Source organism: Catenuloplanes japonicus, from assembly GCF_000717135.1.
GTDB classification, from domain to species: Bacteria; Actinomycetota; Actinomycetes; order Mycobacteriales; family Micromonosporaceae; genus Catenuloplanes; species Catenuloplanes japonicus.
In genome coordinates this window covers 278254-298530 of the sequence record NZ_JNXY01000004.1, presented here as the reverse complement: position 1 = coordinate 298530, position 20277 = coordinate 278254, and the positions used below count along the sequence as shown (strand labels likewise).

Here is a 20277-nt window from a genome sequence, read left to right as displayed (position 1 = left end):
GGTGCCGCTGCCCGCTCGCGTGACGCCCGCCCGCGTGACGCCCGCCCGCGTGACGCCCGCCCGCGTGACGCTGCCCGGCTACGTCGTGATGGTCAGGTCGCCGGTCGGCAGCGTCTGGCAGGCCAGCCGCCAGCCCGCCTCGGCCTCCTCCGCGGAGAACATCCCCCGCCCGTCCGTCTCGGACGGCCCGGCCAGCACCCGCACCCGGCACGTCCCGCACACCCCTTCGTCACACGACTGCGGCAGCGTCACGTGCGCATCATTGGCCGCGTGCAGGATCGTCCGCCCCGGCGGGCACGGGAACGACCCGCCCCCGTCCACCCCGATCGTGAACGCGGTGATCCCCGCGTCCTTCGCCCGCAGCTCGACCGCGTGCGCCCGCTCCCGCCGCGTCTGCGCCCCGCGGCCGGACACGAACGCCTCGGTGCGGATCGCGTCGCGTGGCACGCCCAGCCCGGCCAGGATGCCGATCACGTCGCCCATCATCGCGGCCGGCCCGCACAGGTGGACCAGGCTCGCGTCCGCGGCGTACCGGCGCAGCGCCTCGACGCCGATCCGCCGCCCGGCCGGCCGGGACACGAAGTACTCCACCACCAGCCCCGGCAGTCGCTCCCGCAACGCGTCGATCTCGGGCCGGAACAGGATCTCGTCCTCGGTACGCGCGCCGGCCAGCAGCACGATCGGCCCGGTCCGCCCGGCGTCCGCGGCCGCGTGCAGCATGCTCATCAGCGGCGTGATCCCGACGCCGCCCGCGATCAGCAGCAGCGTCCCGGCCGCGGGTTCGCCGGTGACGGTGAACTCGCCGAACGGCCCGCGCACCCGCAACGCCTGCCCGACCCGCAGCGCGTCGTGCAGGAACGCGGATCCGAGCCCGCGCGGCTCCCGTTTCACCGCGATGTCGACCGCGTCCCCGCCCGGCCCGCTGGAGATCGAGTAGGCGCGCTCGATCGGCTCCACCGCCACCGGGATGTCGACCTTGAGGTACTGCCCGGCCGTGAACGTGAACGGCATCGGGCCGTTGTCCAGCGGTGCGAGGCGGATCCGTCGTACCGCCGGGGAAAGCTCGTCGAGCTGCGCGACGCGCAGATATCCCTGCCAGGGCGCGCCCGGGACCGGGGGCCGCCCGCCCGCGCGGACCGCCCGCCAGAGCGCGCCGATCCGGGCCGGCGGCAGCACCGCGTTCGCGGCCATCAGCCCGCCGGCCACGGCGCCGACCACGCCGGGTCCCCAGGCGTCCTGCCCGGCCACGACGACGCCCCGGACCGGTGTGCGGCAGCCGGCCAGCGGCGACCGCAACCGTTCCACGGTGGCCGGGAGCCCGTAGAAGCCGCCCCGGGTGCTGTTCTGGTACGTCTCGAAGGACAGCGGCGTCGCCAGCTCGGCGAGCCCGACCGCGTCCCGGAAGCCGGGCCACCGCGTCTCCAGCCGGTCCAGCAGCCGCCCGGTCAGCGCGGCCTTGAGCTGTGGGTAGCCGTCCGGCCGGCCGTGCCACGGCGCGAACTCCGCCGGGTCGACGAGCTCCAGCACCTCGACCGTGTGCGCGCGGGCGGCCGGGTTGTTCAGCGACGAGAACGACACGTAGAGCGTGCCCTCGCCCGGTGGCCGGTCGAGCCCGCCCTCCGGCCCGAGGTCCGGCATGATCCAGTGGTTCTCGCCGCGCAGGCCGAACTCCGCGGGGGAGCGGTCCATGCCCAGGAACAGCATGATCGCGGACACCTCGCCGGGCAGCCGCGAGACGGCCTCCTGCCAGCGGGGTGCGACCGCGGAGCCGAGCAGCGCGTACGTGTTGCGCACGCCCACCGCGGACACCACGGTCCGGGCCCGCACCCGGTAGGTCCGGCCGTCGCTCTCGTCCGTCACGTCGACGCCGGCGGCGCGCCCGTGCTCGACCAGGATCCGGTCCACCCGCTGCCGGGCGCGCAGCGCGATCCCGTGCCGTGCGGCGATCTCCAGCGCGATCCGGCTCACCTCGCGTGGCCCGCCCACCGGATGCGTGCCGCCGTCCGCGAACGCGCTGAACGCGACCACGGCGTGCTGGCCGAACGTGCCCGACACCGGCGGCGGGCCGTAGAGCCCCCACCGTGCCGCGACGACGGCCCGCAGCTGCGGATCCTGGAAGTAGCGGCAGACGTGGTCCCACAGCGTCCGGTACGTCGACGGGAAGAGCCGTTCGATGACCGGGAAACCCAGTGCCCGTACCGGTGCGGGGAACGAGGAGAACACGTTCCGCGCGCCGAGCCCGCCGGTCGCGCGCGGCACGGACGCGAAGAACCGGTCGACCGCGTCCGCCTCGGCGGGGAACCGCTCCTTGAGCCGCTCCCGGAACCGCTGCGCCGACGCGGGGACCGCGAAGTCCAGCCCGGGGAAGTGCAGCACGTCGAAGTCGTCGGGCAGCGGCGTGAGCTGCACCCGGCCGTCCGTCATGAAGTCGAGGAACGGCAGCGACGTCGCACCCAGGTAGTGCAGCCCGGTGCCGAACTGCCACCGCCCCTCCCGGGAGAACTCGTGCGTCATGCCGCCGAGCGTGTAGTGCTGCTCCAGCACGAGCACCCGGCTGCCACCGAACTCGGCCAGCGCGCGGGCGGCCGCGAGCCCGCCCATGCCCGAGCCGATGACGACGGCGTCGAACTCGTTCTCACTCATGGCGCGGAAAGGTAGGGCGGCGCAGTGGACTTCCAGTGAACGGCTCCGTCCAGCCTTCCTTCACTGCGGACTCCTACGTTTCCGGCGTCGGTGACAGCACAACGCGAAGGCGAGCACACCATGAAGAACATCGATCCTGATCCGGTACGGGCCCGCGCCGTCACGCAGTTGTACCGCAAGCGCGGCGCCCAGATCCACGGTCTGGTCTACCTGTTCGCCAACGTCATCCAGATCGTGGTCTGGTGGGCGTACACCCCGGAGCAGTTCTTCTGGCCGCTGTGGTCGATCCTCGGCTGGGGCATCGGCCTCTTCTTCCACGTCTGGGCCGTCTACTCCGGCACCGGCCTGGACGAGGCGCGCATCGCGCGGGAGATCGGCCGGCCGCGGGGCGACGGCTGAGCGTCCTCATCGCGGCGCGGCGGTGAACAGATAGGACGTGCCGCGCCGGTGCAGGAACGCGCCCGCGTCGCGGCCGGGCAGCCGCGGTTCGAGGACGCGCCGCAGCGTACCCACGTACTTGTGGATGATGTTGAGTGCGCTGGAGGGCGCGTCCTCGCCCCAGATCAGGTCGATCAGCTCGCTCGGGCTGGTCGGCGTGCCCGTTCGTGCCAGCGGGAGCGCCAGGAGGCAGGCGCCCGCTTCGTGCGACGACCGTGGACCGCACGGATCCTATCGCCTGTGCGGCACGCCACGGTCGCCGAGATCGTGTGCCGACCGGCGCCCCGACCGGTCGTGAGGTCAGGCGGCGGTGACCGAGATCGTGTGCTGCCCGGTGGCCCCGCTGGGGAAAGGCGTGGCCCGGTCGGACGTCTGGACGGTACCGGCCCGATCGGTCGCGCGGACGCGCAGCGTGTGGCCGCCGGGCACGGGCGACCAGGGCAGACGCCACTGCACCCAGGTGTCGCCGGTCGGCGGCGGCAGCACCGTGGCCGGCTGCCAGTCGCCGTCGTCGATCTGGACCTCGACCGACGTGATCCCGGTGTGCACGGCCCACGCGACACCGGAGATCGTGACGCTCTGACCTGCGGTGACGCGTGTGAACGGCACCGGCCGGTCGATCCGCGACGCGATCTTGACGGGCCCTTCCGCCGCCCAGCCGCGCTCGACCCAGTAGGCGTCGTAGGCGTCGAACGTGGTCAGCTCCAGCTCCGTGATCCACTTGCACGACCCGGCGTACCCGTAGAGTCCGGGCGTCAACATACGCACCGGAAAACCGTGCTCGATCGGCAGCGGCTCACCGTTCATGCCGAACGCCAGCATCGCGTCGCGACCGTCCAGCGCCAGGCGGGTAGGGGTGCCGATGGTCATCCCGTCCGCGCCGCGCGCCACCAGCTGGTCCGCCGCCGGATCCACCCCGGCCTCGTCCAGCAGCGCCTTCAGCGGCACCCCGAGCCAGCGCGCCGTCCCGGTATAGGGCCCGCCCACCTCGTTGGAGACACAGGTCAAGGTCTGAAAGCGTTCGAGGGTACGCCGTTGGAGCAGATCGTCCAGGCTCAGTGTGACCGATTCTCCGACCATGCCGTGGATCTTCAGCCGCCAGGTGGCCGGATCGAGCTGGGGGAGCGTGAGCGCGGTGTCCACGCGGTAGAAGTTCGCGTTCGTGGTCAGGAAGTCCGGCGGCGTGCCCGGGGGCAGCGCGGGCGCCGGGTCGGTGGGTGGTGGCAGGCGCACGCCCGCGCGGTTCTCGGCGGCCGACCGGCCGGCCCGAGCCCGCAGCAGGACCGTGGCCGCTCCACCGGCCGCGGCGCCCGCGGCCATCAGGACGATCGCGGCGAGGAATCCGCGTCGCCCGGGTGCGGGGGAGGCGCCGGCCTGCGGGCGTGACGCGTCGTCGGTGAGAATGCGGGACAGGAACGTCAGTGCGGCTGCGGCGACCAGGCCCGCCAGCAGCGAGGGGAGCGCGTCGAGCGGGCCGGCCGCCGGGCGGGTCACCGCGGCGGCGGCACCGGCCAGGCCGAACGCGGCGAAGCCCAGCACGCCCCACAGTGGACGGCGGCGCGCCGCGATGCCCAGGAGCACGGCCAGCGCGGTCAGGATCACGGCGATCCCGGTCAGCAGCAGCGGCTTGTCGGCGGTGCCGACCGTACGTACCGCGAATTCCTTGATCGGGGTCGGCGTCGCGTCGATGACGGCGGCGCCGACGGAGAGCACCGGACTGGCGCCCGGCCGGGCCGCGGCGGCGAGAAGCTCGCCCGCCGCGACCCCGGCACCGGCCGCGACCAGCCCGCTCAGTGCTGAGTGGGCGCGCACGGGTCAGCTCTTCGGCATGAGCACGGTGTCGATGATGTAGACGGTCGCGTTCGCCGTCTGCACGTTGCCGCACACCACGGCGGCGTTGCCGTTGACGGTGAAGTTCTCGCCGCTGCCGGTGACGGTCAGCTTGCCGCCCTGCAGCGTCTCGTGCTCGCCCGCGAGCTGCGCCGGCGTCAGCTTCCCGGACACCGCGTGGTAGGTCAGAATGTCCGTGAGCTGCTTCTTGTCGGCCAGCACCTTGTCCAGGTCCGCCTTCGGGATCTTCGCGAACGCGTCGTTGGCCGGCGCGAAGACGGTCAGCGCGGGCGCGCTGTTCAGCGAGTCGACCAGCCCCGCCTCCTTGACGGCCGTGACCAGCGTGCTCAGCACGGGGTTCCCGGACGCCGCGGTCGCGACCGGCACCTGCGCCATGGCCTGGAAGCTGCCCGCGTTGCTCGGGTCGGTCGGCACCGCCGCACACCCCGCGCCGAACTCGGCGGACGTGGCCTTCGCCGGGCTGCTCGCCATCCCGGTCGCGGCCGGCGTGGCCATCCCGGTCGCCGCCGTGGAGGTCTCCGCGTCGTCGCTCTGCCCGCAGGCCGCCAGTCCGAGGCAGAGCGTGGCCGCGGTCGCGATGGTGATCATCCGAATGGTACGCATGGTGATATGTCCCCTCATAGTGACTTGAGTCCGGGTCAGGACTGTTATGAGGGATTCGCTGCCCCCGGAGCGGCGGATGGGTCCGCGATCAGGAAACTTCCCGCCCGGTCACCCGAAGGGATCTCACGCGCCACGACGATGCTTGTCGTGGCGTCGGACGTGCCCGGCCGGCGCTGACCGAAACGGTCCTGGCTGGCCTGGTCGTGCACCGCGCTGCCGACCGGGCGGACCGGTCGCCGCCCGCGCCCACGAACCGAACGATCGGTCCGAAATATCGGATATGGCAGGCCCGGAGTCGGCCGGCGCGGCGGGCACCATGATCGTTGTTGCGCTCACTGCTCTTTCAGAGGCTCGGCAAGGACAGTGAGCGCAACAACGATCATGAACCGCTGTGGCCGGTGCGGTCAGAACGTGACGTAGAGGCCCCGGCCGGCCTGGTCCGCGGCCGCCAGCATGCGGTGCACCGCGTCGATTGCGGGCGTGCGGGCCGGGACGCGGGTGAGCGCGGTCAGATGATCGCGCACGCTCGCCCAGGACCGCACGTAGGAGCCGCGCCGGCCCGGATCGAACGCGTCCATCGCCGCACCCAGCACGATCGGGCCGCCGGAACCGTCGATCGCCGCGTTCAGGTCCAGGACCGCGTCCTGCCAGAGCGCGCCGAGGCCGGCGTCATGGTGCGGCGCGTAGTAGGCGGTCAGCGCCAGCGCGGCCAGCTCCTGCGGATCGGCCGGCGGCGGCGTGCGCCCCCAGGTCTGCGCCAGCGGCACCCCACCGGCGCGGAGATCGGTCAGCCGCGCCACGTTCGCCTGCACGAACGCGAGCAGCGGCTGCGTCTGCCCGTACGTCACCGCATGGTCCAGCGCCGGGCGCAGCTCCCTCTCAAAACCATCCACATCCAGGAGGTACGCCCGATGCCGCGCCGCCGAGCCCACCGCATACCGCCGGGTCGACTCGGCCGCGCCCTGGACGGCACGCGGATCCAGCACCCGGGGCGCGTGGACGAGCTGCGGTGCGGGCACGGGCTGCGGTGCGGGCACCGGCTGCGGGCCGGGCATGGGCTGCGGCGCGGGCGGCGACGGTGGCGCAGGCGGCGACGGTGTCGCGGGCACAGGCTGAGGCTGCGGCGCGAGCACGGGCGGAGGCCCCGGCAGCGGCGGAGGCACCGGTCCCGGTGTGGGCAGCAGCGGACCTGGTGCCGCGAGCGGCGGGGCGTGCAGTTCGGGTCCCTGCTGCGGCGCCAGACGCTGTTGCGTTGCCGGATCCTGTTGCGTCATCTGGCTGTGCGACAGCCATGGGCCGTGCTGCAACACCGCATCGTGCGGTGCCGGGCCCTGTTGCGGTGCCGGACCCTGTTGCGGTGCCGGACCCGGGCCCGGCTGTCCCGCGACCGGATAGCCGCGCAGCACGTGCATCACCCGCCCCAGCTCCTCCAGCGGCATCGCCCCGCGCCGGAACTGCAGGAACAGCAGCACCGCCACCACCGCGGCCGCGACCACGAGCACCACCGCCGACGCGACATAAGACGGCAGGCTGCTGGTCGGTACGTCCGCGACCCCGGCGGCCCGCGACACACCCGGCGTCAGCAGCACAAACAGCCCGGTGGAAACGCTCGCCGACATCAACCGCCGGATCATGCCGCCACCTTCGCCAGCTCGGCCTTGCGCATCATGACCGTCTCCCGGAGCACATCCAGCTCCGCCAGCCCTTCCTGCACCGGATCGGCCGGCCCGGAAGCCGGACCAGGACCGGAACCTGGAACCTGACCCGGTGCCGGAACAGGTCCAGGACCGGCGAACGGCCCCGGAACCGGCCCAGGTCCGGCAAAGGGCCCTGGAACAGGCACCGGAGACGTGGCGGCCACCGCAGGCGGGACCACCGGCGGTACCCGCATCCCGTGCAGCACCCGCCACCCCGCCGCCGCCAGGTCGTACTGCGCCGCGAGCACCCTGGTCAGCGCCCGATACGCCGCGAACCCGGACCTCCGCAGCACCGTCCAGCGCAGCCACAGCCGACGCGCCGGCGACATCAGCACGGACATCTCCACGTCCGTCACCGCGCCCTGTCCCATCGCCACTTCCGCGTTCAGCGCCTCGGTCAGCCCGGCCCGGGTCCCGCGCGTCCCGGTCCACAGCAGCAGCGCGCAGATCACCAGTGCGGGCAGCTGCACCGCCAGCTGGATGAGCGGCTGCACCACCAGATAGTCGACCGGAGATTCAGCCGGCGATGAGGAGCGCACCCACACGTACCAGCGGAAGGCACTTCCGGTCAGCGCCTGGGTGCCGATCGCCGCCAGGAATCCGCAGGTCACGACGACCCGGCGCAGTTTGGCCACCGAGAGCTGGGAGGCCGCGCCGAAGCCCGCGCCGGTCAGCGCCGTGAACAGTGCGTTCCCGGTCAGCAGGCCGTACACCTGGAGTGACCAGAAGTGGAATCCGCCCTGGAGGGCCACGTTCGGCAGCGTCTGGACCAGGTTGAAGCCGAGCCCGACCGCGGCGCCGAGCGCGATGCCGGACGCGACGCCGGTGAAGCGTTTCCGTGCGTAGAGGTAGATCAGTCCGACGCCCGCGCCCTTGGCCAGCTCCGCGGCCCCGGCCGTGTAGATCTGCTGGTAGGCGGTGGCCCAGTTGCGGTTGCGCGCGGCCTCGAACGCGGTGTCGTCGTAGCCGGCGAACGCGGCCGGCAGGTAGTCGGCGAACCAGGTGGCCATCCCGGCCGTGAAGCCGTAGGCGACGGTCGCGCCCCAGGCTGCCGCGACGAGCAGCAGCCACCACGGGACGCGGCGCAGGCGCTCGACGCGCCGGACCGCCCACAACCCGGCCGCGGTGGTGGGCAGGCAGAGCAGCAGCCACAGCGCGTGCCGGCCGATCGCGTCACCGGCCAGGATCAGGTACGGCGCGCAGAGCGCCATGGACGCGACGATCCCGATGGCCGGCAGCGGCATCCGCCCCCGCTCCGGCCCGGCGATCAGCCGGATGCCGAGCGCGGGCAGCGCCAGCACGAGCGCGACCAGCGCTCCGATGATCGCGGCCCAGAACGCCACGTGCGTGACCACGGGCCACACGTCGCCGAGCAGCCCGAACGGCAGCTCTTCCACGTCGGCGCGGCGCCGCTGCAGGTGGTCCGACCACATCTGGATCAGCCACGCGAGCGACAGCGCCATCGACACGAATACCAGCGGTGCGGACCGCAACTGCCTCATCGGGTCGTCTCCGGGGCCGGCACGGACGCGGACACCGGCGGCGGCGTGGCGTATCCGGCGACGAGCGCGCCGACGATCATGAGCGTTCCGGCGACGCCGGCGGCCAGCATGATGCCCAGCCGCGGGTAGGTCTCGAAGCCGGGCCCGAGACCGGCCGGTGTGCCGGACAGGCCGCGGACCAGCGCGGCGGCGGTCCAGACGCGGGGCGAGGCCGGGCCGCGGCGCAGCCGGAACGAGCCGATGGCGGCGGCGATCCCGAACGCGGCCGCGCCGAGCAGCATCCAGGCCGGCACCCAGGCCTCCCAGGTGAACCGCGCTGTCTTCTCGAGCAGCGGCGGCGCCTGGTCGATCATGGCAAGGTGCAGGCCGGCCGTGCCGAGCATGAGCAGCACGATCAGCCCGTCGTGGATCAGGCCGAGTCCGCAGGCGAGCGCCAGCGCGGACAGCGTGATCAGCCCGGCGACGACGAAGAACGTGGTGGTGATCTCGTCGGCGTGGCCCACGTACTTCGCGATGTAGCTGCTGCTCTGCGCGTCGGTGCCCTCGCTGACGGCGATGACCGCGAACAGCCCGAGCCAGAGCGTGCCGATCACCCGCCCCCAGCCGGAGCGGACGCCGAGCGTGAACGCGGCGAGGAACACCAGCGCGAGCAGCGAGCTGCCCTTCTCCGCGCCGATCGCGAGGATGACCGCGCCGGTGCCGGAGGCGCCGTCCCGGATGTAGTAGTCGAGCTGGTCGACGGGGACCGGGTCGTCGGTCCCGATTATCAGTCCGGGCAGGTTCAGGCCGGCCAGGGCCCATGCAATGCACAGGACAGCGCCGATGAGCCCGATCCATCGCCCCGTACGATCGATCATCCGGTGCACGGTAGTGCAGGCACACCGCGTACCCCTAGTCCGGCAATTGCCATGTTTTACCCGCAAGCCGCGTCAAGCGCCGCAAGACTGGCGTCATGACGGCCGCACCGTTGAGCCGTCGGCAGACGAACGTCGTCGTCACCGCGATCCTGCTTCCGCACGCTGGGCAGCGCGTTCGGCACCGCGATCTTCGGCACGCCGTTCACCGACCACCTCACGCCCGAGCTCGGCGCCGCGCTGGCCGAGCGCCTGGCTGAAGGAGCGCCCGCTGCGCGACGGCGTGCGCGCGGCGGCCGCGCCGAACTCCCCGCGATCGCCCGCGCCCACCACCGGCCGCCGGTCTTCACCGACCTCTGCGACTCCGGATATGCCCAGGTCGAGCGGACGGCGAGGTCAAGCTCACCGAATCGGGCCAGGCCCGGCTCGACCGCATCCGCGGTGCCTGGTGTGACCGGCGCGACGCCAACCTCGACGACTGGACGACGACCGCGCCGGGCGAACGCGCGCGCGTCGATCAGGTGCTGGACAACATCGCCACCCGGCTCACCGACGAGGTGCCCCGACAAAACCTTGGTGATCTACCCCGTTCCGGCGTGGTCACCCTGGGCATGCTCCCGCGGGCCGCCGGCCCGCGGGTGGTCACCAGGGGACCTCACCCTCGTCGGACAGGAACGACGCGGTCGGGCGTGCGGTGCCGGTGGCCAGGTCGATCACGACGGCCGCGCCCTGCGCCGCGGTGCGCTCCAGCGTGATGCCGAGCGCGGCGGAGAAGTCCGTGGCGCAGGCGCCGGGCGCGATCGCGTTCACCGTGATGCCGTCGCCGGACAGCGCCCTCGCGTACTGGACGGTCAGCATGTTCAGCGCGGTCTTCGACACCGGATAGCCGGCCATGCTGCCGCGCACCGCGAAACCGTGCGACGGGTCCGTCATCCACGCCAGCGAGCCGGTGCCGCTGGAGACGTTGATGATCCGTGCGTCCGTGCCGGCGCGCAGCAGCGGCAGGAACGCCTCGGTGACCCGGATGACGCCGTAGAGGTTCGTCTCGAAGATCGTCCGGATCGTGCCCAGGTCCACCGCGCCCGGCGCCTGGCTCCGGCCACCGGAGATGCCCGCGTTGTTGACCAGCACGTCCAGCCGCCCGAACCGGTCCCGGACCTCCTTCGCGGCCGCGGTCACGGACGCGTCGTCCGTGACGTCCAGCATGACCGCCTGCGCGCCGATCCGCCGGGCGGTCTCCGCGCCCCTCGCCGCGTCGCGGGCCGCGACGACCACGCTCAGGCCCTGCGCCGCCAAGCCCTCCGCGATCGCCGCGCCGATGCCCTTGTTCGCCCCGGTGACCAGGGCGATTCTCTCGTCTGCCATGTGTCGATCCGATCACCGGCGCGGTGTGACCTCCAGGATCGATCGGGTGGGCATCGATACCCTGGGGGTATGGACGACGTCGAGACCCGGGAACTGCGCTACTTCGTCGCGGTCGCGGAGGAACTGCACTTCGGGCGGGCCGCCGACCGGCTCGGCATCGCCCAGCCGCCGTTGTCCCGCGCGATCCGCCAGCTCGAGCACCGGCTCGGCGTCACGCTGCTGGAACGCACCAGTCGCGCGGTCGGCCTCACGACGGCCGGGGAGACGCTGCTGCACGAGGCGCGGGCCGCGCTGGACGCGGTTGCGGCCGCGGTCCGGCGCACGCGCCGCGCCGGGCACGCGCAGCCGGGGCTGGTGCTGACCATGAAGCCCGGTGGCGACTCCGGGCTGCTGCCGGCGATCCTCGACCGGTACGAGGCGCGCCCCGGATCCGTACCGGTGGAGCTGGTCTTCTCGGTCTTCGAACGGGCCGCGATGCTCCGCGACGGGCGCGCGGACGTGGGACTGCTGCACCACCCGCAGAACGACCTGACCGGCCTGGACAGCGAGCCGCTGCACACCGAGGACCGGGTGCTGGCGCTGGCCGCGACCGATCCGCTGGCCGCCCACGGGACGCTCACGCTGGCCGACCTCGTGCACGCGCCGATGGCCCAGTGGCCCGAGGCCGTCCATCCCGCCGCCGGCCCGCGCGTCACCGGCGTCGGCGAGCTGCTGCAGCTGGTCGCGGTCGGCCGGATCGTCGCGCTGGTCACCGCGTCCGCCGCGACCCGCCCCCAGCCCGGCGTCGTCTTCCGCCCGGTCCTCGACGCGCCGCCGTCCACGCTCGTCGTCGCCTGGCCCGAGCAGTCCCGCTCCCGCCTCGTCGCCGACTTCGTCGCGGCCGCCCGCGAGGCCGCCGCCGACGCGTTCGCCGCGGTGGCCCCGCGCTGACCGGCCCCGCGCTGACCGCCGCCGGGCGTGCCGGCGACGGGCACCCTGATCCTCAAGAAGCGCGGCACCCGGCGCGTTCGTGAACAGCGTGCTGATCAGCGACGCGGCGGACGCGCCCCGCTCACCGAGGAGACGTGGCCTGGGCGGCGATGACGCGGTCCAGCCACTCCTCCATCATCGCCTGCTCGCGGGCGGACAGGACCGTCACGGACGGCAGCACCGCCCGCATGCCGATCGCGTGCGCGACCGGTGACGTCGCCGGTGCCGGAGCGCCGGACGTGATCGCGGCGATCACCGCGTCGCGGGCCAGGTCGGCCACGGTGAGGTCGCGCTCGTCTTCCGGCAGCGCGATCAGGCCGAGCGTGATGCCACGGCCGGTCGAGTGGATGAGCTGGGTGGCGTGCGGCTCCGGCACGGTCAGCAGGCCGGCCTCGGCCACCCGGTGCACGGACCCGGCCAGCATCTCGGTGGCGGCCCGGATCGCCGGCGTCAGCGGGCCGGGCCGCGGATCCGCGTAGACCAGCGTGTAGAGCGCGGGATTCTGCAGGCCGAAGCGGATCTGCGCGTCCCAGCCGGTGCGCAGGTCCCGCACCGGATCGCCGGTGCGCCCCCGACCACCCTTCTCGACCAGGTGCGCGGAGAACAGCCGGAGCGCGAGCGCGTCCAGGAAGCCCTGCTTGTCGCCGAAGACCCGGTAGATCATCGGGGTCTGGACGCCGGCCGCGCCCGCCACCGCGCGGTTGGACAGCGCCTCGATCCCGCCCTGCTCCAGCAGGACGCTCGCCGCGTCCAGGATCCGTTCCGCCGTCGTGCTGTCGTTCACCGCGCCCACGTTACCAGTGGCACCAAGGACTTGCTGCCGGTGGATTATTGGTGGTAACAATTTCACGTACCACTGGCAACAGCTGTCCGAGGAGCATGCACATGTCCGATCCCGTAGCCCTGGTCGAGCGCTTCTACGAGGCGATGAACACCGGGGACCCCCAGCTGATCGAGGACGTCGCGGCGAACGTGCTGAGCGCGGACTGGGTCACCGAGCCGGCCCCGCCGGTCGACGGCGGCTTCCGCGGCCTGGTCCCGTGGCTGCGCGCGGCCTGGCCGGGCTTCACCTCCGCGCACGACGAGTTCGTGGTCTCCGCGGACGGCAGCAGGGTCGCGGTCCGCTCGACGAACCGCGCCGTGCACGGCGCCGCCGCGTTCGGCCTCGCGCCCACCGGCCGCGACGTCGAGTACCGCGCGTTCGACTTCTTCGCGATCGAGGACGGCCGCATCACGCACACCTGGCACCTGGAGGACTTCCTCGGCGTCGCGTTCCAGGTCGGCGGCGTGATCCGATGACCGGGCGGCTGGCGGGCAAGGTCGCGCTGATCACCGGCACCGGTTCCGGCATCGGGCGGGCGGCCGCGCTGCGGTTCGCGGCCGAGGGTGCCCGGGTGGCCGGCTGCGACCTCGACCCGGACGGCGCCGCGGAGACGGTCCGGCTGGTCACCGACGCCGGCGGGGAGATGATCTCGCAGGCGCCGGTCGACCTGGCCGACCCGGACCAGGCCCGCGCGTGGGTGGAGTTCGCGGCCGCGCGCCTCGGCCGCGTCGACGTGCTCTACAACAACGCCGGCGGGTTCGTCGGCGGGCCGTTCGCGCAGGCCACGGCCGAGGGCTGGCGGCGGTCGATGCGCAACGAGGTCGACCTGGTGTACTTCCCGACGCTCGCCGCGTGGCCGCACCTGGTGGCCGCGGGCGGCGGCGCGATCATCAACACCGCGTCCGTGACCGCGCACCGCACGAACGGCGTCTTCCTGCACTCGCACGGCATCGGCAAGGGCGCGGTGGCATCGTTCGCGCCGCACCTGGCCGTCGAGGGCGGCCCGCACGGCATCCGCGTCAACACGATCAGCCCCGGCCTGACCCGCACCCCGCAGACCGACGCGCTGATCACCGGCCTCGACGCCGCGCGCACGCCGCTCGGCCGCGTCGGCCGCCCGGAGGAGATCGTCGCGGTCGCGCTGTTCCTGGCCTCCGACGAGTCCTCGTTCGTCACCGCCGCCGACATCGTCGTCGACGGCGGCCAGTCCGTCCTGATGCCCGCCGGCCACTACTGAGTCCATCCGGCACCTTCGGATGACGCCTCGCGGGCGCGAAATCCTTCGGTTTCGGTTCGCGATGGGCCTCCTCTTCGGTCAGCGTTCGGCGTCAGGGTGATCTGGCCGCGACCCAAGCCGCTATTTCGCGAATTTCCGGGCAGGAAGTGCCCGGAAAAGAGTGGCGGCGGCCCAGGAAGGTCGGCGGCGGGCCTTGCCTCCGGCGGAAGCCGCGTCGCACCGGGAGACGAGGGGCGGGGGAGCCGTCGGGCGCTGCCGACGTCCGGGGCGTAGGTGCGGCCGAGGATCGGCAGGAGCATGCCGACGCCGACGTCGAAGCCGGTCGCCGGGCGCCGCGAACGTCCCGGCTGGAGTCGTCATGATTCCGGCCGGGACGTTTCCGCTGCTCCCGGGCCTGAGGAGCGCCAAGACCAAACGCATCCCACGGGGGTACGCCGTGCGCGCGAAACCCGGGCCGCGCCTCGGTCCGGAGCCCCGCGTGACTCGCGGCTCTTCCGTGACCAGCGGCGGAACCGGCTCCGACGCCGGGTGGCAAGCGGAGCGCCAGCGGAGTCTTGGCGCCCGGCGAGGTTTGCCCGCGGGAGCATGCGGGCTGCACCACGCTGGAAGCGGGACGATGAACTAGGTATTGATCTTGGGTTGTGCGAAGCGGATGGCAGGTCACCCGCCGCAAGAGCGTCAGGGCCGGGGTCTGGGGTCGTCCCCAGGCTGGTGCGAGCGCCCGCGGGAGCATGCGGGCTGCACCACGCCGGAAGCGGGAAAATGAACTGGATCTTGAATTGGATCTACGCCTGGATCGGGTTCCGCGCGACGCTGTAGGCGGCGGAACCGATCAGCTCGATGGACACCTGGAGCCGTTCCAGGCTGATGTTCTTCGCGATCGTGTCCTCGGGGCTGTGGTAAGGCGGCTCGAGGATCGCCGGGGACTCCTCACCGCGCCAGGAGAAGTTGGCCGACGCGATGCCGACCTCCTGGAACGACTGATGGTCGCTGGAGCCACGCAGCGTGACCGGCGAGATCCGTGGTGCGTAGCCGAGGCGGTCCGCGGCGGCGGCGACCTCGTCCGTGGCCCGGTTCGCCTCGCCGGTGTAGGAGAGCAGCCAGTATCGGGTGGCCGGGTCCCAGCTGGTGGCGACCATGTCGTTCTGGAACACGGCCAGGATCCGGTCCCGCTCCGGCTGCGGCAGCTGTGACACGTAGTAACGGGAGCCGATCAGGCCCTGCTCCTCCGAGCCCCACAGCCCGAACCGCAGCGTGGCGTTGACCGGCAGTCGCCGCAGCACCCGCGCCAGCTCAAGGTTGAGGACCGTGCCGGAGCCGTCGTCGTTCGCGCCGGGCGCGCCGATCACGGTGTCGTAGTGCGCGCTGACCATGACGACCGGCCCGGTGCCGTCCCTGTGGGTACGCTCCGCGAGCACGTTGTGCGAGGTCAGACCGCGATGCGCGACCGTGGCCACGGTCAGTTTCCGCAGCTTCCCGGCCGCGTGCAGCTCGCGGAGCCGGTGCTTCTGCGCCTGCGCGACGCCGACCACCGGGATCGGGACCGGGCTGTTCACGGAGCCGGGCAGCACCGGGCTGAACGCGGACGCGCGCCGCGGCTCGACCAGGTCGGCCGGCAGGAACACGACCGCGGCGGCCCCGCGCGCGACCGCGGTGGCGACCAGCGCGTCCCGGTCCGCGGCCACGTAGTCGACCAGCAGGATCTTCCCGGTCGCGTTCTCCGGGAACACGCCACCCACCACGTCGACGACCTCGCCGCGCACCGTGACGTCCAGCGCGGCCTGCGCGGACGCGCCGGCCTGCCAGTTCAGGTCGCGGGGGAGGCCGCCCGGCGTGTCCAGCTGGGCGAGGAACTTGTCCGCGACCGGGAACGGCTGCAGCGTGGTGTCGTAGCCGAGCAGGTCCAGCACGCCGGCCAGATAGTCCGCGGCCTTCTTCTCCGACCGGGTGCCGCCGATGCGCGGGCCGATTCCCTCGGACAGCACGCGCAGGTGCGGCAGCGCCAGCCGCGACGAGACCTGGCCGGCCACCTGCCGGTCGCCCGGCGTCAGCGTCGGTGGCCGCACCGCGCCCGGCCGCTGGTCGTCCACGGCCCAGGCCGGCGCGGGCAGCACGACGCCGGCCGCACCCCCGGCCGCGATCGCGAGCATCTTGCGGCGGCTCAACGGTTCCATGGCTCCTCCTAGGTCAGCTCAGGAAGAGACTAAGGTCGATCTTGATGACGGTCTATTAAATACCTGAAAATATCCTGCGCGCAGAATGTCGGAGGATGGCGTTAGGGTCTGCCGCGTCAGGAACGGCACAACGGGGGAGCTGGCACGATGGTCTACGCCTGGCGGGATTCCGGCGCGGTCTACACACCGACGACGGACGCGACGGATCGGGTCGCGGCCGCGGTCGCGCGCTGGGCGGACCCGGCGGTCACGCTCGGCGGCACACAGACGCCGGACGAGGTGACGCGCGCGGGCCTGGGCTGGCTGGCGGGGGAGCGGACGCCGTTCGGCGCCGCGGTGATCGCGACCGTGCTGCCGGTGGAGGCGCGCATCCTGGCCGACGCGTGGATCGAGGAGCAGGGGCTGGTGTTCGCGGCGCAGGCCTGTCTGGAGCTGGCCGGCCTGCTGCACGTCCGGCGCAGCACCAATCCGGCGATCCTGCGGATGAGCGCGGACGACGCCCGGTTCGGCATCTGGCGCACGAAGCGGACGGTCGCGCTGCTGGCCCGGGTGCGCGAGGCGATGGCCGCACATGACGACTACGGCGCCGCCTGCACGGCGTTGCGGCTCGCGGAAAGCCCGCGCCACCGGGTCGTCGCGGCGTTCCTGGCACCGGACGAGTTCTCGCCGACGACGACCGGCGCGCGGGACTCCAGCATGCTGCTGCTGACCGCGTGCGTGCGCACCCGCGCCGAGCTGGACGCGGTCTTCCAGGCCACCGGCTACTCGTTCTCCTCGCTCGAATCGGAGCCGGAGCTGATGGCCACGCTCGCCGCCGCGCTCCCGCCGGACGACATGCTCGACCTGATCATCGGCGAGGAGGACCGGTTCCTCTGGTACGACTGGGAGCAGGTCGCCGGCGTCTACCTGCCACTGCTCGCCGCGATGCCCGGCGACCGCGCGTTCCGCTACCTGCTGGACAACCTGGCGTCCCGGCAGATCGCGGCCACCGCGCTCGCGTCCGCCGCCACGTTCCCGGAGCGCGCGGTCCGGCTGCTGGCCGCGGACCAGCGCACACCACGCCACGCCGACCTGCTGCGCCGGACCGTCCGCGCGCATCCGGAGCTGATCGCCACGCTGCCACCGGAGCTGGCCGCACGCTTCGCACCGCGCGACGAGCCGGTGGCCGAGGTGCTGCCGCCGGTGCTCGGCACCCCACCGTGGACGGTCACCCGCAAGCGCACCCGGCCACCGTCCGTCGACGGGCTCGACGGACCGGACCGGGACCGGTGGACGGCCTGGCTCAAGGGCCCGCGCGCCGCGCTGCTGGACCGGGCGCGCCGCGACCCGTCGGCCGCAGCCGCCGCGCTGATCCCGATCGCGTTCGGTCCGGCCGGTCCGGAGCGACGGCAGGCCACGGCCGTCCTGCACGCGCTGGACCGGGCCGTGGTGCTGACCGTCGCGGCCGGCTACGGCCCCGCCGCCGCGGGCAAGATCGAGCCGCTGCTGGCCGTGGACCTGCTCCCCGCCAAGATCCCGGCGCTGCCGGAGTGGCTCGATCTGGACGCGCTGGAGCCGATCCGGACCGCGCACGGCGTGCTGCCGGAGGACGCGGTCCGGCACGTGCTCACCATGCTGGCCTTCTCCAAGCCCGGCGAGGCGTACACCGGCCTCGACCAGGTCCGGGACGCGGCAGACCCGGCGAGCCTCGGCGCGTTCGCCCGCTCACTGCTCCAGGCCTGGCTGATCGCGGACGCGCCCGCCACGGACGCGTGGACGCTGGAGGCGCAGGCCGTGTTCGGCGACGACCTCGCCGCGACCGAGCTGGCCGCGCTGATCCGGGCCTGGCCGTCCGAGGGCGCGGCCGCCCGCGCGGTCCGCGGCGTGGATGTGCTGGCCCGGATCGGCACCGGCACCGCGCTCCGGCTGCTGCACGAGATCGCCACCACCGTGAAGACCCGCACCGTACGCGAGCGCGCGTCCCTGCGGATGACGGAGGTGGCCGGCGCGCTCGGCATGACCGCGGACGGGCTCGCCGACTCTGTCACCCCCACGTTCGGGCTGGCCGGAGACCTGACGCTGGACTTCGGCGGCCGGGTGTTCACGGCAGGATTCGACGAGGTGCTGCGCCCGTGGGTCGCGGACCAGCGCGGGAAGCGGCTGAAGTCGTTGCCGAAGCCGGGCGCCGCGGACGATCCGGAGCTGGCCGCCGCGGCCACCCGCCGGTTCGCCGAGGTGAAGAAGGGCGTCCGGAAGATCGCGTCGGAGGTGCTGCGGCGGCTGGAGTCCGCGCTGGCCGAGCAGCGGGCGTGGACCGGTACGGAACTGACCGCGCTGATCGCGCATCCGCTGCTGTTCCCGGTCGGGCGGCGTCTGCTGTGGACCGTCGACGGCGCCTCCTTCCGCATCGCGGAGGACCGGTCGCTGGCGGACGTCCACGACGCGCACGTCGTCATCGATCCGGAGGCGGAGGTGCGCCTCGCACACCCCGCGCTCGGCATCGACCCGGCCTGGGCCGAGGTGTTCGCCGACTACGAGATCGTGCAGCCGTTCCCGCAGCTCGGGCGCGAGGTGTACGCACGCGCGGACCTGGACCGCCTCGTCGGCGCCAAGGCCTCGACGGTACGACTGCTCGGCCTGGAACGCTCCGGCTGGCACCGGCTCTCCGGTGACGGCGGCTGGCAGCACACACTGATCCGGAACCTGCCGGGCGGGGTCCGGGCCGAGGTGGACCTCTCGCCCGGCATCCCCGCCTGGCAGCCCGCCAGCGAACCAGACCAGATCATCGAGGGGGTACGGGTGGGTGCGCTCGGCCCGGTCGCCGCGTCCGAGATCGTCCGCGATCTGACGCTGGTGATCAGTTGACAGCGGTCGGCGCGCGGCAGTTCCGGACGTGCGCGCCGGCGCACACGCCTAGAGCCAGCCTGATCGGCGGAACAGCCGGTGCAGCACCAGCGCCGAGAACGCCATGAGTCCCAGCGCGCCCAGATATCCGTACCGCCAGTGCAGCTCCGGCATGTGGGTGAAGTTCATGCCGTAGATGCCCGCGATCGCGGTCTGTGCCGCCGCGATCGCCGCCCACGACGCGATCTTGCGCATGTCGTTGTTCTGATCCACCGCCACCTGCGCCAGCCGCGCCTGCATGATCGAATTGATCAGCTCGTCGAAGCCCGCCACCCGGTCCACGGCCCGGCTGAGCCGTCCGGTGAGATCGGTGAAGTAGTGCCGCAGCGGCGCGGGGAGGTCGCTGTCCGCGTCCTCGGCCAGGTCCCGCAGCGGCGCCTGCAACGGCAGCACCGCCCGCTTGAACTCCACCACCTCCCGCTTCAGCTGGTAGATCTGCTGCATGTCGAGCCGCGCCTCCCGCGCGAACGTGATCTCCTCCAGGTGCTCCAGATCCGTCTCGACGTGCCCCGCGACGTCCAGGTACAGCCGGACCATCTGGTCGCACACGGTGTGCGCCACCGCCCACGGCCCCAGCGTCAGCATCGGCGGCCGTCGCTCCAGTGCCGCCCGCACGTCGGCCAGTGCCCCCGCCGACCCGTGCCGTACCGTCACGACGAACCGGTCACCGATCAGGATCATCACGTCCCCGGTGTCCACCACCTCCGACGTCTCCGTCAGCGCGTCATGCTCCACGTACCGCGCCGTCCGCAGCACCAGCAGCGTGACGTCCCCGTGCCGCTCCACGGTGGGCCGGTGCCCGTCGGTGAGCGCCTGCTCCACCGTGAGCGGGTGCAGGTTGAACACCTGCCCGACGTCCGCCATCAGCGCCTCGTCCGGCTCGTGCAGCCCCAGCCACACGAACGCCCCGCGACGCCGCCGTGCCGCGCGATACGCGTCCGCGTAGTGCGGCCGCCCCGCCAGCCGCCGCCCCTGCTGATAGACCGCACAGTCGACCACCGCATGCGGGTTCTCCCGCACCGCCACCGGCCCCGGCGTCCGCGCCCCCACCGCCACGCCACCGCCCGCCAGCCGCAGCCGCGCCAGCAGCCCCAGCCCCGGCAATCGCACGCCCCGCCGCGTTCCGCTCACGCCCACCTCCATCGTGTCCGGTCGCCACCGTACAAACGCCCCTTTTCAACCCCCACCCCACCCCAATGCAACTAGCCTCCTAGGATGCTGTAGGCGGTGTGCGTGCG

At 73.1% G+C, this 20277-nt stretch carries 15 protein-coding genes; 5 read left to right on the top strand and 10 right to left on the bottom strand.

Annotation, left to right across the window (positions count from 1 at the left end):
* Positions 1-78 precede the first annotated feature (78 nt).
* Complete coding sequence (locus OP04_RS07900; protein WP_033338842.1) at positions 79-2643, bottom strand: 2Fe-2S iron-sulfur cluster-binding protein; 2565 nt, start codon at positions 2641-2643, stop codon at positions 79-81.
* A gap of 90 nt (positions 2644-2733) precedes the next feature.
* Between OP04_RS07900 and OP04_RS07895 the strand changes: the two genes are divergently transcribed.
* On the top strand, positions 2734-3042 hold the full coding sequence (locus OP04_RS07895; protein ID WP_232323511.1) for a 2TM domain-containing protein: 309 nt from the start codon (positions 2734-2736) through the stop codon (positions 3040-3042).
* A 339-nt stretch (positions 3043-3381) separates the two neighbouring features.
* Here the strand turns inward: OP04_RS07895 and OP04_RS07890 are convergent, their stop codons facing one another.
* The 6 genes from OP04_RS07890 to OP04_RS07860 all read right to left on the bottom strand — a co-directional run bounded on the left by OP04_RS07890 (position 3382) and on the right by OP04_RS07860 (position 10953).
* Positions 3382-4893 carry a molybdopterin-dependent oxidoreductase gene (locus OP04_RS07890; RefSeq protein ID WP_051797263.1) on the bottom strand — a complete coding sequence of 504 codons (1512 nt, stop codon included), beginning with the start codon at positions 4891-4893 and terminating at the stop codon, positions 3382-3384.
* Between the two features lie 3 nt (positions 4894-4896).
* Positions 4897-5535: a fasciclin domain-containing protein gene (locus OP04_RS07885; protein ID WP_033338840.1), complete on the bottom strand. Its 639-nt coding sequence runs from the start codon at positions 5533-5535 to the stop codon at positions 4897-4899.
* A gap of 404 nt (positions 5536-5939) precedes the next feature.
* Complete coding sequence (locus tag OP04_RS07880; RefSeq protein WP_033338839.1) at positions 5940-7169, bottom strand: hypothetical protein; 1230 nt, start codon at positions 7167-7169, stop codon at positions 5940-5942.
* Positions 7166-8734: a PrsW family glutamic-type intramembrane protease gene (locus OP04_RS53065; RefSeq protein ID WP_157239458.1), complete on the bottom strand. Its 1569-nt coding sequence runs from the start codon at positions 8732-8734 to the stop codon at positions 7166-7168. The genes OP04_RS07880 and OP04_RS53065 overlap by 4 nt, the downstream gene beginning before the upstream one ends.
* Positions 8731-9591 (bottom strand): hypothetical protein, encoded by an 861-nt coding sequence (locus OP04_RS53060; protein WP_033338837.1) that lies wholly within the window; start codon positions 9589-9591, stop codon positions 8731-8733. Before OP04_RS53060 ends, OP04_RS53065 begins: the two co-directional genes overlap by 4 nt.
* A gap of 639 nt (positions 9592-10230) precedes the next feature.
* Positions 10231-10953: an SDR family NAD(P)-dependent oxidoreductase gene (locus OP04_RS07860; protein WP_033338835.1), complete on the bottom strand. Its 723-nt coding sequence runs from the start codon at positions 10951-10953 to the stop codon at positions 10231-10233.
* A gap of 69 nt (positions 10954-11022) precedes the next feature.
* Here OP04_RS07860 and OP04_RS07855 point away from each other — a divergent pair, with 69 nt between their 5' ends.
* Entirely contained in the window at positions 11023-11883 is an 861-nt protein-coding gene (locus OP04_RS07855; protein ID WP_033338834.1) for a LysR family transcriptional regulator, read from the top strand.
* Between the two features lie 121 nt (positions 11884-12004).
* Here the strand turns inward: OP04_RS07855 and OP04_RS07850 are convergent, their stop codons facing one another.
* Positions 12005-12706, bottom strand: coding sequence for a TetR/AcrR family transcriptional regulator (locus OP04_RS07850; RefSeq protein WP_198153764.1), 702 nt, complete (start codon positions 12704-12706; stop codon positions 12005-12007).
* A gap of 101 nt (positions 12707-12807) precedes the next feature.
* Between OP04_RS07850 and OP04_RS49310 the strand changes: the two genes are divergently transcribed.
* A complete protein-coding gene (locus tag OP04_RS49310; RefSeq protein ID WP_051797262.1) occupies positions 12808-13221 on the top strand; it encodes an ester cyclase in 414 nt (137 codons plus the stop codon).
* On the top strand, positions 13218-13982 hold the full coding sequence (locus OP04_RS07840; protein ID WP_033338832.1) for an SDR family NAD(P)-dependent oxidoreductase: 765 nt from the start codon (positions 13218-13220) through the stop codon (positions 13980-13982). The genes OP04_RS49310 and OP04_RS07840 overlap by 4 nt, the downstream gene beginning before the upstream one ends.
* A 785-nt stretch (positions 13983-14767) precedes the next feature.
* Here OP04_RS07840 and OP04_RS07835 read toward each other — a convergent pair.
* Positions 14768-16156: a M28 family peptidase gene (locus tag OP04_RS07835; protein ID WP_033338831.1), complete on the bottom strand. Its 1389-nt coding sequence runs from the start codon at positions 16154-16156 to the stop codon at positions 14768-14770.
* A gap of 147 nt (positions 16157-16303) precedes the next feature.
* On the opposite strand from OP04_RS07835, the gene OP04_RS49305 reads away from it, so the two are divergent.
* Entirely contained in the window at positions 16304-19000 is a 2697-nt protein-coding gene (locus OP04_RS49305) for a DUF4132 domain-containing protein (RefSeq protein WP_051797261.1), read from the top strand.
* A gap of 48 nt (positions 19001-19048) precedes the next feature.
* On the opposite strand, the gene OP04_RS07825 is transcribed toward OP04_RS49305, so the two are convergent.
* The gene (locus OP04_RS07825; RefSeq protein ID WP_085066303.1) at positions 19049-20182 is read right to left on the bottom strand and encodes a magnesium and cobalt transport protein CorA; all 1134 of its coding nucleotides are present in this window, start codon (positions 20180-20182) and stop codon (positions 19049-19051) included.
* Positions 20183-20277: the final 95 nt, after the last annotated feature.